This window comes from Marinomonas sp. 63XJN7_7_ISO-PGPR-S23-202 (assembly GCF_056173505.1).
Genome location: NZ_CM149677.1, coordinates 1,175,717 through 1,190,005, shown reverse-complemented (window position 1 = coordinate 1,190,005; position 14,289 = coordinate 1,175,717). Strand labels below are relative to the sequence as shown.

The window sequence follows — 14,289 nt, the reverse complement described above, 5'->3', positions numbered from 1 at the left end:
CATTTAAGGAAAACCACAATGCGCAAGACTCTCATCACAGGGCTTATTTTGACTAGCCTTTGTTTATTACAAGCCAATGCAACGGAAGTCGACATACAAACCAATAAGGGAAACATTCGGGTCGACCTTAATGATAAAGCCGCCCCTAAAACCGTCAAAAACTTCCTCAACTATGTTGATCAAGGCTTTTACAACGGCACCATTTTTCATCGTGTTATTCCAGGGTTTATGATTCAAGGTGGTGGATTCACAAAAGATCTAAAACAAAAAGCCACCCACGCCCCCATTGCCTATGAAGGGGATAATGGCTTGTCTAATAACCGCGGAACCATTGCCATGGCTCGCACACAAGATCCAAACAGTGCCACCTCTCAGTTTTTCATCAACCTTAAAGATAATGACTTTTTGAACGATAGCGCACGTGGTGGTCCTGGTTACACTGTATTTGGTCACGTTATTTCTGGTATGAAGGTCGTTGATGATATTGCGAACGTCCCCACAAAATCCGTTGGCCCGTACCGTAACGTACCAACCTCACCTGTCATTATTAAGAGCATCAAACGTGTTAACTAGCTACCGATTAGCGCCGCCCATACTGACTTGGGGGGAAGATGGCGCCCCTCACTCAAACCAGTTTGATGATGTGTACTTTGATAAAGAAGCGGGATTAGAAGAAACCCGTTATGTCTTTTTGCAACACAATCATTTATCTGAACGCTGGAAAAACTTAACCACTCCTTCTTTTGCTATCGCTGAAACAGGCTTTGGTACCGGATTAAATTTTCTGTGTGCGTGGCAAGCTTTTATTGAACATGCTCCTGCGGATACGACACTGCATTTTATATCTGTTGAGAAGTTTCCTCTCTCTAGGGAGCAACTTATCAATGCCCTAAAAATGTGGCCTTCTCTTACAGAACAAAGCCAAGAGCTGATCAAACATTACCCACAATTAAGTCATGGTTTTCATCGCATCGAATTGGCCCAAGGGCGCATTCAACTGACTCTTTGGTTTGGTGAAGCACAGGACGGCTTCGCGGAACTCAATGCCGACATCGATGCTTGGTTTTTAGATGGTTTTGCACCGAGTAAAAACCCTGATATGTGGTCTCCCACCTTATTCAAACATATTTATCGATTAAGTCATCAAGGTACTACTTTTGCGACCTTCACGGCGGCAGGTATTGTTCGTCGTGGCCTACAAGACGTTGGCTTTGAGGTACGTAAGGTAAAAGGTTTTGGCCATAAAAGAGAAATGGCCGTAGGTGAACTGAATCAGCAAACCAGTTCATTCCCAGAAAGAATGGCACAAGGACAGGCTTGGTTTAATGTTCGATCAAGCCATCCATACGCCCATAAGGCATCCAAACATGTCTTAGTAGTAGGCTCTGGCCTGGCAGGAGCGACAACTGCTGCGTCACTGGCGAACCAAGGCATCAAAGTCACAGTATGGGAACAAGGTGGCGAGATTGCTTGTCAGGCATCAGGCAATCCACAAGGAATGCTTTACCCTAAACTCGGCTCACAGGACACGCCAGTCAACCGTTTTTATTTAGCCGCTTACCTGTATGCTTCACAACTTTATTCGTCCCTTGATGAAAATAAGGCGTTTTGGGATCAATGTGGTTTGATTCAACGGCCAACCAATGAAAAAGAGCGCGCGCGATTCGCGACCATGCTGGCCAGCGGGCTTTACCCAAAGGCCGTTATGCAAGCCAAACAGGAAGAAAAAGACAGTCTCTTTCTTCCTTTATCTGGCTGGGTTATTCCTACTCGTCTGTGTGAAACATTGCTTAATCATAAAAACATAGAGGTTCAATTAAACACGCAGCTTGTCTCTCTTAACAAAGCGGAACCCCCTTCTCTGCCTTGGCAAGCGAGTCATCAAACAGGGACACATGCTTTTTCCGATATTGTCTTTTGCACCGCCAACGACACAAATCGTATTGATTATTTACCGAATACACCTGCTTACCCTATTCGCGGCCAAGTCTCTTACTTGCCATTAGAAGCGGCTCAAGCCGCCTGTGAGGGCCAAAACGAGTTACACACGCCCTATGTTATTTGCCAAGAAGGTTATGTTTCTCCCGCTCTTGAGGATACCTTTCATTTTGGGGCAACTTATGACCTAAAAGATCAAGATGAAAACGTACGAGAAGAAGGCCATGCTAGAAATCTAAGAATGCTGGAAAACCTCCTAAAGCTCAAAGCGAATACGCTAAAGGTGGAAGATTGTGGTGGTCGGGTGTCCTTTCGTTGCGCGATTCCAGACTACACGCCGATGGTTGGGCCCGTCTTTAATCCTGAGATAATCGAATCACATTACGCAACATTGAGCAAAAATGCCAAATGGAAAAGCGATAAGGTGGCTGAGGTGAGCAATGGCTTATTTCTAAACATTGGCCATGGTTCCCGTGGCTTGGTGTCCACACCTCTTAGTGCCAGCTATTTGACCAGTTTAATTACCGGTGAGGCTGCGCCAATTGAGCAAAGGATTATTAATCGATTACACCCTAGCCGATTCACAGTGAGAAACCTGAAACGTCAATAGCAATGAACAAAAAGCAAGCCGCCTAAATAGAGCGCTTTACAACCTAACCGGCAAAGCGCTCCTTGTTTTGTCTCTTGCTTTATTAACGTTCAAACAAGGTACAAGCACTAGGAATTAACTCAATAAAACGCATGCGAGTTTGTGGACGTAACACGCAACGATTCAAGTCTGGTAACAACCCTTTTAGCTGGTCACTTAACTGCAACACGCCTAGGTTAATAGATTCATAAGGATAAATATGATCTTGCATACTTAATTTATGCAATTCGTCCAGTTCATCTTGTAGGATCATTTTCATTGCAAAAAAACGGTCCTTCTGATTAATATCGTTGGTTTCCCAATAAGCATCTGCAAACGTGGAATTTAACTCGTAAAAGATATGCAGTGCATCGGCAACGGTTTTTGTAGTCATACTATCTCCATAAATCAGCGGCAATCTTCGCCTTAGCCCTTGTTTTGTTTTATCCTAACCCATAACCTATATTCTAGCCTCGAATCAACATAGGTAAATAGCTCTTGAGTAACACTATGTACAATGCCGTGACATCTGGCAACTTATGGTCGTCTTTACAAGCAGAAGCGGAGAAGCTTTCGCTCGATGAGCCCATTCTTGCCAGCTATTTTAATACCACTATCTTACGACACGATAGTTTAAGTTCAGCACTGAGCTTTTTGTTAGCCAGCAAGCTCGACAGCATTTCTATTCCTGCAATGGTTCTTCGAGAAGTATTTGAAGAAGCCATGGGGGATTCGCAATCTGGCATTGTTTCGTGTATTGAGCAAGATATTTTGTCAATAAAAGAACGCGATGCTGCTTGCGATTGCCTCACCACCCCTTTACTTTTCTTCAAGGGGTTTCACGCCTTACAAACCTATCGCGTGGCAAACTGGTTGTGGAAGCAGAATAGAAAAAGTTTAGCACTGTATTTACAAGGCCAAATGTCCATGGTCTTTGGTGTCGATATTCACCCGGCCGCCAGTATTGGTTGCGGCATCATGTTAGACCATGCAACGGGCTTAGTCGTCGGTGAAACCTGCGTCATTGAAGATAACGTTTCTATCCTGCAGTCCGTTACATTGGGAGGAACAGGGAAAGAACACGGAGATCGGCACCCGAAAATTCGCTCAGGCGTGTTAATTGGCGCAGGTGCCAAAATTTTAGGGAATATTGAGGTTGGCGAAGGCGCCAAAATCGGCGCAGGTAGCGTGGTGCTAGAACCCGTAGAACCTTATACGACCGTCGCTGGCGTTCCCGCTAAAGTCGTTGGTCGTAATACCGGAACCCAGCCAGCTAGGGACATGGACCACAATATCAACCATTGTGTTCGTGATCCACAAGAATGTACTGAGAGCTAGTACAACGCGTACACCGAAAGCCATTACGACGTCTCACGAGAAGTCGTAATGGCTTAGCGTATCTTTCGGCACCATTTTAATGGTTTCGCTTTCCGTATCAAACAACAATACGGCTGTGCCGGACGTAAGCGCCTTTAGTGCTTGCTGACGTTTCTGCTCAGCCGACAACTCATAGTCGCCATAATCCGTTCCGTCACGCGAAACAATATCGTCTAATATTGTTTCTAACGTGTCTTTTGCTAATGAATCATATGGAATCAAAGTATCCAATTAAAGCGCTCCATGTTCTTGCAATAATGCGATAACACCTGCTTCATCAATCACAGGCACATTGAGAGATTGGGCTTTGGTTAATTTTGACCCTGCCTTTTCCCCCGCCACTAGGCAATCTGTTTTCGAAGAGACTGAACCACTCACTTTGGCCCCTAGGGACTGTAGCTTGTCTTTCACTTGATCACGAGAAAACTGGCTCAATGAGCCCGTTACCACATAGGTTTTTCCCTCCAAAGGACGTTCTTCGGAAGATTCGATCACCTGAGTGTCCCATTCAATGCCTGTCGCTAACAAACCTTTAATCGTTGTGACATTCTGCTCTTGCTCGAAAAAAAGTTGTACATGCTGCGCCACAATGGGCCCAACGTCATCTACTTTTATTAGTGCCTCTTGATCCGCTGACATCAAAGCCTCTAACTCAACAAAATGGGTCGTTAAGGCACGCGCTGTGGCCTCTCCCACTTCACGAATACCAAGTGCGTAGATAAAGCGATTAAATTGCGTTTTCTTAGACTTCTCAATAGCGGCCAATAAGTTCTCTACCGACTTTTGCCCCATTCTTTCCATGGACAGTAAGGTGTCTTTTTTCTCATGAAGAGTAAAAATATCGACAGGTGTTTTCAATAAGTTTTGTTCAACTAATTGTTCGATTAATTTATCGCCTAAGCCATCAATGTCCATGGCTTTACGAGACACAAAATGCTTGAGAGACTCTTTTAATTGCGCACCGCAGACCAATCCACCCGTACAGCGCACCACCGCTTCCCCTTCGACTTGCTCAACATCCGAGCCACAAACCGGACAACTGTCTGGAAACACAACGGCCTTGCTTTGCGATTCATCACGACGCTCGAATAGCACCTGTACCACTTGAGGAATGACGTCTCCGGCACGACGGATCACCACATAATCGTTCACTTGAACGCCAAGGCGTGAAATTTCATCCTTGTTATGGAGTGTCGCATTTGACACCGTCACCCCACCGACGAAGACAGGCTCCAGACGTGCCACCGGCGTAATGGCACCGGTACGGCCCACTTGAAAATCCACGCCTAAAATTCTTGTAACTTCTTCTTGTGCTGGAAATTTTCTAGCAATCGCCCAACGCGGTGCTCGGGCGATAAACCCAAGCGTCTCTTGAAGGGAGATATCATCTACTTTATAGACAATGCCATCGATGTCGTAGGGTAAGGTCGGGCGTTTGTCATTAAGCATTTGGTAATACTCAATGCAGCCTTGTGCCCCTTTGACAGTTTGCATCAGATTATTTATTCGAAACCCCCACTCTCCCAACTGCAGCAAGCCTTCGTAATGGCTAGCAGGTTGATCCCAGCCTTCCACATAACCGATAGAATAAGCACACATTACCAAGGGTCTAGAGGCTGTGATTTTTGGGTCTAACTGACGCAAACTGCCCGCTGCCGCATTACGCGGGTTCACAAAGGTTTTCTCTCCCCGTTCGGCGGCTTGCTGGTTCAGCTTTTCAAAGCCTTCTTTGGTCATATAAATCTCACCTCTTACCTCAATAACAGGAGGAGGCGTCTCAGTACGTAGCCGCAAAGGGACGGAATAAATGGTTTTGATGTTTGAGGTAATGTCTTCGCCAGACAAGCCATCTCCTCGGGTGACACCACGAACAAGCTGTCCATCTTCATAACGCAAACTAATCGCCAAACCATCTAATTTTGGTTCACAACAATAAGTAATACTGGACTCATCAAATGCGAGTTGCTCGTCGTCCTCTAAGGATTCACGAATCAACTTACGAATGCGCTGGTCAAAATCACTTAATGATTCATCATCAAAGGCATTGTCAAGGGACAACATGGGGACAGTATGAGCAATGTTGGCAAAACCACTGTCTGGCTTTTCTCCAACACGCTGAGTCGGCGAGTTGGATTGAATCCACTCTGGGTGCTCTGCTTCAATGGCTTGTAACTGACGATAACAGCGGTCGTACTCGGCATCAGGTACCAATGGATTATCTTTTACATGGTAGGCATAACTGTAGTCATTCAACGTATTAATCAGATCGAGCATTTGCTCTTGGCTAATTTGATTAGATGGAGGAGTAGACTCTTTGCTCATAGAAAAACACTCGATATAAAAACAGGAAAGAGATTAGAAACAATCAAGGCCCCTTGGGGCCTTGTAAAAACTTATGGGCTTATGATTTACGTCGCGTCAATCGACGCCTTTCAAAATCGCGAATACGTTGTCGACAATGGGCGATCGTTTGTTCACTCATCGGGCTACGTCTTTCATCACGCAACTCACCACCAAGATTACGCACCAAGGCTTGTGCTGTTTCCAGCATAAAATCAAAAGCCTTCATACTATTCTTAGGACCAGGTAAGCCCATAAAGAAACTCACGCCGGGACAATTGCTTTCTCCCATGGTATCAAGGTCGAACGTACCAGGCTCAATGGCATTGGCCATACTAAACTGAACTCGGCCACGATCAAAGCCTTCTTCATGACGATGAAAAATATCCATTTCGCCATAGCGCATACCACAATTAAGGACCAATTGAAGCAATTCGATACCCGAAAACGTCTCACCTTCTGGAGCAAACACATTAATCACAATGACTTCTTCAATCTCAGCCACGTCATCATGGTTACCTGACGTTTCATCGTCATCGAAACTTCTGCCCTGTAACGACGGCTGATCCATATCGATACTGGAATAACTGCGTTCATAATCGTTATCCTCCAGCTCGTCAACGGTCTCTTCACGGTCTAGCAAACCATCATCTTTTACCGTTACATCCAGATCATCATAGTACTCATCGTATTCCTCTTCCTGAGTATCTGAGTAATCATGATGGGAAACATCCGTCTGCCTATCCCCCCGTTCGGGAACCAAACTGGCTAACTCGTCTAAATGCATTTCATCATCACGGTCTAAAGCAGGCCCCGAATAGACTTTATGCGGCACATCCGCCAGCGGCGAGTTAACTGTTTTGCGGGCATTTTCAAACGCATTGGCAATCGGGTCGTTCTGTGCTTTCTTACTTTTTGACGATGCCGGACGAGCTCCACCATTTGGCAGCTCACTTTTAATCACCGCCTCTTTAGCAAGATCATCAGGATCGAGAAATTCCTCTTCTTCCTGGCTAAAGGTTTGCCCTTTTTTATACCGACGAAATCCATCGATCAAAATAACGATGATAATTACGACGCCTATTAAGATTAGCCACTCACGCAAGCTAAATTCCATTACATTTTCCGAATAAGATCAATAAAGTTGACTGTATTATCAAACGAAGCTCGATAGGATTCAATTACAAGCTGACCTTGATTGAATAAATCGACTCACTGTTTGAAGGTAAAGCCCTTCTTATACCAATTACGCGCCCTTTTGTCAGGTCAGATGAATGAATACTAGACAATTTTACGAAAACATCGACTTTTTTTGTACTTGCCAAGGTTTGCGTTGACATAAGGTTATCTAAATTCGTTAGTATGATGGGCTTATTAAGCGCTTGTGGTGATATTTTACGAATAGCAATGGGGATTTTCTGACCTGGAATACAAGCGTACACCAATAAAATATCATCAGCATGCCACGTTACCTTACTCGGATCCCATTCTACTTTAATCGAAATCGCATTCGTGATCACAGAAGGGACGTCTTGGTAAGAAATATTACCTTCCTCCCTCGCTTTCATAATCGCCGATAATAAAGTATTGCGCTCCGCGATATTATGATTATGACGCGCGGCATTTTGCCAAGCTATTACCGCCTTTTTATAGTCTTTACTAGAAAAATAGGCGACACCTTGAAGTCCAAGTGCTGTCGCTTGATTGGGGTCAAGCGCTAACGCCTCATGCACCACTTTTTCCATTTTGGGCGAGCTTTTATTGCCATTAGCGTAAAATATGGATTGGGCATAAGCCACTAAGACATTCACGCGATCAGGCGACTCCTCAGGCAACAGCGCTAACGTTTTCAGATAGGACGCCTCGGCTTTGGTGTACTTGCCTTGTTTCATATAGTTATTGGCTTCGTAGTACCAATCCCCAGGTCGGTTATAACGATGGCTACGGTAAGCTAAAAAGGCCTCTACTTGCTGAGGTGTTACCGTTTTCGCTTGCAACCGCTCAGTAAACACAACCTCTTTGGCATAACCTAAGTATTGGTAAAGACTTACACTGCCCAGTATCACAAACGACGCCATGGCCGTTAATACAATACGAGAAAAACGCGGCTCGGTGACATTAAAGGGTTTATGCTGTTCCTGTGTCCGTCTTGTTTCTAAGGTAAGGTCCTTCAAAAGCTGGGCCGACTCTTCATGAGATAAGCGCCCCACCTCCTCTTCCATCTGTATCTCATGGCGTCGCACCTTATCAAATGTGTTCGTACTTACTTCCGATCGCTGCGTTTGCTCTTTTCGGACACTCATAAATAAATACACGATACTGGCGACCAACATAAACGCCATTACCAACCAGGCGGTCATCATACACGCTCTCCTTTACGGCGAAGTCGGTTCCTAATAATGACAACCGCAAAAATAACCAAACCGACTCCTAACAAAATAAAAGGTCCATACCAGAGTGCAAAAGTCGCTGCATTGTGTTTGGGACGATACAGCACAAAATCGCCGTATCGAGCGACCATGTAATCCACAATTTCCTTATCTGACTGACCGTTTTCAATCATGTCGTGAATTTTATGTCGAAGATCTTTAGCAATCCCCGATCCCGAATCGGCTATGTCTTGATTTTGGCATTTAGGACAACGTAACTCTTTCACTAACGCGTCATAACGCGTCTGATTAACAGATGAGCTAAATGTCATCAACTCCTCTGCTTGTCCATAGACGGCACAGGATAAGACCAGCCATACAACAAACTTGATCAAGCAACGAAAAATGGCGGCGTCAATCATTGCATATATCCCTGTATAGTTTTCCAAACCGCCTCATCCAGCGCACCTTGATGTCGATACACAATGATCCCCTTGCTATTGACAACAAAGGTCTCCGGTGCACCTGTTACCCCCATATTGACGCCGAAATTCCCTAATTCATCCAACAACACCATTTTGTAGGGGTTACCTTTATTACGTAACCATTGCTCAGCACTGGCCTTGCCATCTTTGTAATCAATACCAATAATGGGAACTCCTTTTTTAGCCAGTCTCATCAAATAAGGGTGCTCTATTGCACAAGTTGAACACCAAGTTCCCCAAAAATTGATTAAATAGGGCCCTTTTGGTAACTGCACATTAGTGACAATTTGATCGGTGTCGAGCGAAACCAAGTGGATCGCTGGCACAGGTTTACCAACCAAAGCAGAGGGCATATATTCAGGGTTTTTGCCAAGCTGAAGATAAAACACGATCCCTAGCGCGATAAACACAGCTAGAGGAATAAAAAAAATAACCTTACGCATGACGTCCCTCTACTCGAGCTCGATAACGCTTATCTAAAGCCGACAGCACCCCACCACACATCATTAAAATGCCACCAAACCAAATCCAACGAACAAAGGCTTTAACGTAAATACGCATACTCCAAGCTTGATCATTAAGCTTTTCCCCTAAAGACACATAGAGATCCCGAGTTATCCCTGCGTTGAGAGAGGCTTCCGTCATCACTTGACGACGCGCTTCGTAAAAACGCTTTTCCGGTTTAAGCTGTGCCACCAACTTACCGTCCTGATAAACAGTAATATCAGCTTGATCCGCCACATAATTGGGCCCTTTTAAAGACTCAAATTGATTCAAAGTAAATTGATAACCTGCAAACGATACAGTCTGTCCCGCCGCGATTTTTACTGTGGTTTCTTTACTGCAGGTACTGACCATCAAAATGCCGATCAAACTCACTACCAGCCCCAAATGGGCTAACATCATGCCATAGTAATTACGCGGTAGTTGTCGAGCTCTGGGAATAATTCCTTTCGATCCAGCGGAAACCTTTATAAACCAATCTTTGCAAGTTAATAGCACCACCCAAAACGCCACCGACAAACTCAGCCAAGCCATGCCCCCTAAGTGATAAACATAGCTAATAACGCCAGCAAGTAAGATAGAGACAACACCAGGCCCCACGCATAAACACACTAATAAAGAGGGCTTGGTGTTATGCCATTTAGACAGAGGACCAATGGCCATAAACACCATTAGTAATAAGGCAAGGGGCGAGAAGACAGTATTGAAATAAGGCGCCCCAACCGAGATACGCCCAAGATCAAGAGCTTCAAACAACAGGGGATAAAGCGTGCCTAACAATACCGTCAGAGTGAGTACCGTTAGAATAATATTATTCAATAACAACCAAGCTTCGCGACCAGTTAGCCCAAAAGCCACTCCCGCTTTTACTTGGGACGCTCGTAAGGCGTATAACAACAGACTGCTGCCGATTAACACAATCAACAGGGCAAGAATAAAAACCCCTCGTGTTGGATCCGCCGCAAACGCATGCACAGAGGTTAATACACCAGAACGAACCAAAAAGGTGCCAAGCAAGGACAGGCTAAAGGTGAAAATGGCTAATAAAACCGTCCAACTTTTAAACACCCCACGCTTTTCCGTCACTGCTAGAGAGTGAATCAAGGCGGTGCCTGCCAACCAAGGCATAAGGGACGCATTTTCGACTGGATCCCAAAACCACCAGCCGCCCCAGCCCAGTTCGTAATACGCCCACCAACTGCCTAGCGTAATCCCCAAAGTTAAAAATGCCCAAGAGACAGCCGTCCAAGGACGTGCCCAGCGTGCCCATGACGAATTTAAGTTACCAGTAATTAACGCCGCAATCGCAAAGGCAAACGCCACTGAGAAGCCGACGTAGCCCATGTACAACATGGGAGGATGAATCACCAACCCGATGTCTTGCAACAACGGATTTAAGTCTGCACCATCAACAGGCACATTGGGTAAGTCACGAACAAAAGGCGATGATGTGAATAACATGAACAGTAGAAAACCCGTTGCCACCATCCCCAACACACTCAGCACAATGGGACCCACCTCTTTGGGTAACGTATGGCTTTTCAATGCAACCACACTGCTCCAACCGCATAATATCAGTACCCACAGCAATAGGGAGCCTTCATGACTGCCCCAAATGGCACTGAATTTATACCAAATAGGCAGCTTACTATTAGAATTTAAACTGACATACAAAACGGAAAAATCATCGGTCAAGAACGCAATGGCCAAGACAATAAAACTTACCAAGACAAAACAAGACATCAATAAGGTCAAAGGACGTGCCGTGGATAACAAGATGGGGTTATGGCGCCAATAACCAATAATGGGCACGACCGCCAAGCAGCAAGCAAAGAACAGAGAGAGTATAAGGGAAAAATTACCCACTTCAGGAAGCATAAAAAAGCCTAATTATCATTATAGGGTTTGGATGGAGTGTTGCCTTTGGCTTGTTTAAGTGCATTTGCGACATCGGGCGGCATGTATTTCTCATCATGCTTTGCCAACACTTGAGACGCGAGGAATGTACCATTTGGCAACAACTTTCCTTGGGCAACGATGCCCTGACCTTCACGGAATAAATCTGGCAAAATACCATGATATTCAATATGGACGGTTCGCTTAAAATCGGTGACATTAAAGGAGACAAATAAGGTATTGCTATCACGCTTAACACTCCCCTTCACCACCATTCCACCCGCACGAATATTGACACCTGTCGGGGCCTCTCCAGAAGCAATTTGTGTCGGAGTATAAAATAAATTGATATTTTGCTGCAAAGCATACAGAACTAAACCAATGGCACCGCTTAGTACTAATACAATAATAGCAATCGTGATAATGCGCTTTCGTCTGACAGGGTGCACTAGGATTTAGACTCTCTTATATAGCGCTTCTTAAGCTTATTAAATTCTTTGCGACGACTCATCAAGGTGTCCAACCCCAAACCGACCAATGCCAACGCTCCTAACCCATAAGCAGACCATACATATACCCCATAGTTCCCCATATGGAAAAAAGCGGTCCAGCTATCAAATGCCATCGCTAATCACCTCTTTTTTAAGCCAACTAGCACGATGCTCCCGACGCAATATTTCCGTCTGCATTCGCCACACAACCAAACCCGCGATAAACAAATAAAAACTCACCACACAGATCAACAAAGGCATCCACATAACTTCAGGCATATCTGGCTTTTTCGTAAAACTAAAGGTGGCAGGCTGATGAAGCGTATTCCACCACACGACTGAATATTTAATAATGGGCAAATTAATGACCCCCACTACACAAATGACCGCAGCCGCTTTATCCGCTAACACCCTATCATCTAAGGTATTCTGGATCGCGATGATCCCCATATAAAGCATAAACAAAACCAATACTGATGTAAGTCGGGCATCCCATACCCACCAAGTTCCCCAAGTGGGTTTCCCCCAGATAGAGCCAGAAAATAACGCAATAGCAGCCATTACTGCGCCTATGGGGGCCATGGCTTTAATAAAAATGGGGGCCATTTTCATTTGCCAAACCAGAAAAACAAAACCAGCTATGCCCAGTGATAAATAACAAGACTCAGCCAAAATAGCACTTGGCACATGCAAATAAATAATGCGGAAGACATTACCCTGTAGATAATCCTTAGGGGCGAATGCTAACCCCCAGATCATTCCTACTACTATGCCAAGCACTCCTAACCAAAAAACGGGGGCTGCCCACTTTTTTGACCATTGGAAAAACCACTTTGGAGAGCCTAATTTATGAAACCAGCTCCAATTCATTAACGTACACTCGCTCTTAAACAAATAGGTGTCATTAATGGCGACATAATTAGCGCCAATAACGATATGGCGCTAATGATTGCCAATAATCCGCTATATGGCAGACCTGATGCCACCGCCTGTATAGCCGAAGTAGAAAAGATAATAATCGGAAAATAAAAAGGCAGAATAAGCAACAACATCAATAACGCGCCTTGCCTTAAGGATACCGTTAAAGAGGCCCCAATTGAACCAATCAAAAATAGCCCTGGGGTACCAAGCAGCAATGTCGTCATGAGTACGCCCAGCACACCGTCAGGGAGAAATAACATTTCAGAAAATATCGGTGTTAACAATAACAAGGGAATTATCATCCCCAACCAATGTACCAACACCTTGAGTAGCACTAACCAAGAAATGGATAAGCCACTGACTAAAAGCTGCTCTAAAGAGCCATCAGCGTAGTCTTCTTTGAACATACTTTCTAAAGAAATCACCGTTGATAGCGCCGCCGCACACCAAATAATTCCCCCTGCTGCAGGGGCTAAAAATGCCTTAGAGGGATCCACTCCAAGAGGAAACAGCACAATCACTAATGTAAAAAATAACAGAGCATTCACAAGATTTTGTTTGCGCCGGAACAATACTAGACACTCGGCTTTAAAGTAAGAAAAGTACGTCATGTCGTGAGCTCTACTCGCCTTGGCGATAATAACGTTACGGGCTGATGAGAGGTAAAAAAAACTATTCCCCCTTGCTCAGCATGCTCTCTGATCCGTCCCTCCAATAACTGAATACTTGTTATATCGAGAGCAGAAAAAGGTTCATCTAGAAACCAAATCGGTAAATCCGACAACCACAGCCTCGCCAAAGCAACCCGTCGAGTTTGCCCAGCCGACAGTGCTTTAATCGGAACGTCAAGATAGTCTTCTATTTTCAATAAGGACAAGACACGCGCAATGTCCGTCTCTGACACGTTAGGGAAATACCAACGGATGTTCTCAAGCACAGTGAAGACACTCTTTAACCCCAAGGCATGACTAATATAGAGAGACTGCTTCAATAAAGGTTCACGGTAGCTCAATACATCCTCGCCATTCAGTTTTACCGCACCTTCTACAGGGGACACAAGACCAAACAGTGTTTTAAACAGAGAGCTTTTACCTGCGCCGTTGTCCCCAATGATATGAATAATATCGCCTGATGATGCCGTTAAAGAAAAGCCTTTACAAAGATCTCTGTCGCCACGCTCGATCCATAAATCTGATATGGTTAACGATAAATTAGATTGCAAAAGAAATGTCCATTTGGTCCGTTAAGGTCATAATAACGCCATTGTGTGTTTTGAAAACCCAAAGATAGGTAAAAACGCCTATTATAAGAGAAAGTTCGTCAAATACCGAATGAGTATG

16 protein-coding genes are annotated in these 14,289 nt (G+C 44.7%); 3 read left to right on the top strand and 13 right to left on the bottom strand.

Annotated features, from left to right (window positions below; all coding sequences use genetic code 11):
• Positions 1–18: 18 nt before the first annotated feature.
• On the top strand, positions 19–573 hold the full coding sequence (locus AC0VYG_RS05400) for a peptidylprolyl isomerase (RefSeq protein ID WP_475431309.1): 555 nt from the start codon (positions 19–21) through the stop codon (positions 571–573).
• Complete coding sequence (gene mnmC / locus AC0VYG_RS05395; protein WP_475431308.1) at positions 563–2,548, top strand: bifunctional tRNA (5-methylaminomethyl-2-thiouridine)(34)-methyltransferase MnmC2/FAD-dependent 5-carboxymethylaminomethyl-2-thiouridine(34) oxidoreductase MnmC1; 1,986 nt, start codon at positions 563–565, stop codon at positions 2,546–2,548. Before AC0VYG_RS05400 ends, mnmC begins: the two co-directional genes overlap by 11 nt.
• An 82-nt stretch (positions 2,549–2,630) precedes the next feature.
• Here the strand turns inward: mnmC and AC0VYG_RS05390 are convergent, their stop codons facing one another.
• A complete protein-coding gene (locus AC0VYG_RS05390) occupies positions 2,631–2,960 on the bottom strand; it encodes a hypothetical protein (protein WP_475431307.1) in 330 nt (109 codons plus the stop codon).
• A gap of 116 nt (positions 2,961–3,076) precedes the next feature.
• Between AC0VYG_RS05390 and cysE the strand changes: the two genes are divergently transcribed.
• On the top strand, positions 3,077–3,904 hold the full coding sequence (gene cysE / locus AC0VYG_RS05385; RefSeq protein ID WP_475432524.1) for a serine O-acetyltransferase: 828 nt from the start codon (positions 3,077–3,079) through the stop codon (positions 3,902–3,904).
• Between the two features lie 33 nt (positions 3,905–3,937).
• On the opposite strand, the gene AC0VYG_RS05380 is transcribed toward cysE, so the two are convergent.
• The 12 genes from AC0VYG_RS05380 to ccmA all read right to left on the bottom strand — a co-directional run bounded on the left by AC0VYG_RS05380 (position 3,938) and on the right by ccmA (position 14,171).
• Positions 3,938–4,174 (bottom strand): YheU family protein, encoded by a 237-nt coding sequence (locus tag AC0VYG_RS05380; protein ID WP_067016992.1) that lies wholly within the window; start codon positions 4,172–4,174, stop codon positions 3,938–3,940.
• Positions 4,175–6,265 carry an NAD-dependent DNA ligase LigA gene (gene ligA / locus AC0VYG_RS05375; protein WP_475431306.1) on the bottom strand — a complete coding sequence of 697 codons (2,091 nt, stop codon included), beginning with the start codon at positions 6,263–6,265 and terminating at the stop codon, positions 4,175–4,177. It abuts the gene before it with no gap.
• 79 nt (positions 6,266–6,344) lie between these two features.
• Positions 6,345–7,400, bottom strand: a complete 1,056-nt coding sequence (gene zipA, locus AC0VYG_RS05370) for a cell division protein ZipA (protein ID WP_475431305.1) — start codon at positions 7,398–7,400, stop codon at positions 6,345–6,347.
• A 64-nt stretch (positions 7,401–7,464) separates the two neighbouring features.
• A complete protein-coding gene (ccmI, locus tag AC0VYG_RS05365; protein ID WP_475431304.1) occupies positions 7,465–8,646 on the bottom strand; it encodes a c-type cytochrome biogenesis protein CcmI in 1,182 nt (393 codons plus the stop codon).
• Positions 8,643–9,074 carry a cytochrome c-type biogenesis protein gene (locus tag AC0VYG_RS05360; RefSeq protein WP_475431303.1) on the bottom strand — a complete coding sequence of 144 codons (432 nt, stop codon included), beginning with the start codon at positions 9,072–9,074 and terminating at the stop codon, positions 8,643–8,645. Before AC0VYG_RS05360 ends, ccmI begins: the two co-directional genes overlap by 4 nt.
• Positions 9,071–9,580 (bottom strand): DsbE family thiol:disulfide interchange protein, encoded by a 510-nt coding sequence (locus AC0VYG_RS05355; RefSeq protein WP_475431302.1) that lies wholly within the window; start codon positions 9,578–9,580, stop codon positions 9,071–9,073. The genes AC0VYG_RS05360 and AC0VYG_RS05355 overlap by 4 nt, the downstream gene beginning before the upstream one ends.
• The gene (locus tag AC0VYG_RS05350) at positions 9,573–11,519 is read right to left on the bottom strand and encodes a heme lyase CcmF/NrfE family subunit (protein ID WP_475431301.1); all 1,947 of its coding nucleotides are present in this window, start codon (positions 11,517–11,519) and stop codon (positions 9,573–9,575) included. Before AC0VYG_RS05350 ends, AC0VYG_RS05355 begins: the two co-directional genes overlap by 8 nt.
• Positions 11,520–11,527: 8 nt before the next feature.
• On the bottom strand, positions 11,528–11,986 hold the full coding sequence (gene ccmE, locus AC0VYG_RS05345) for a cytochrome c maturation protein CcmE (RefSeq protein ID WP_475431300.1): 459 nt from the start codon (positions 11,984–11,986) through the stop codon (positions 11,528–11,530).
• Positions 11,986–12,162, bottom strand: a complete 177-nt coding sequence (gene ccmD / locus AC0VYG_RS05340; protein WP_475431299.1) for a heme exporter protein CcmD — start codon at positions 12,160–12,162, stop codon at positions 11,986–11,988. The genes ccmE and ccmD overlap by 1 nt, the downstream gene beginning before the upstream one ends.
• Positions 12,152–12,898, bottom strand: coding sequence for a heme ABC transporter permease (locus AC0VYG_RS05335; RefSeq protein ID WP_475431298.1), 747 nt, complete (start codon positions 12,896–12,898; stop codon positions 12,152–12,154). Before AC0VYG_RS05335 ends, ccmD begins: the two co-directional genes overlap by 11 nt.
• A complete protein-coding gene (gene ccmB / locus AC0VYG_RS05330) occupies positions 12,898–13,560 on the bottom strand; it encodes a heme exporter protein CcmB (protein ID WP_475431297.1) in 663 nt (220 codons plus the stop codon). The genes AC0VYG_RS05335 and ccmB overlap by 1 nt, the downstream gene beginning before the upstream one ends.
• Positions 13,557–14,171 (bottom strand): cytochrome c biogenesis heme-transporting ATPase CcmA, encoded by a 615-nt coding sequence (ccmA, locus tag AC0VYG_RS05325; RefSeq protein WP_475431296.1) that lies wholly within the window; start codon positions 14,169–14,171, stop codon positions 13,557–13,559. The genes ccmB and ccmA overlap by 4 nt, the downstream gene beginning before the upstream one ends.
• Positions 14,172–14,289 lie beyond the last annotated feature (118 nt).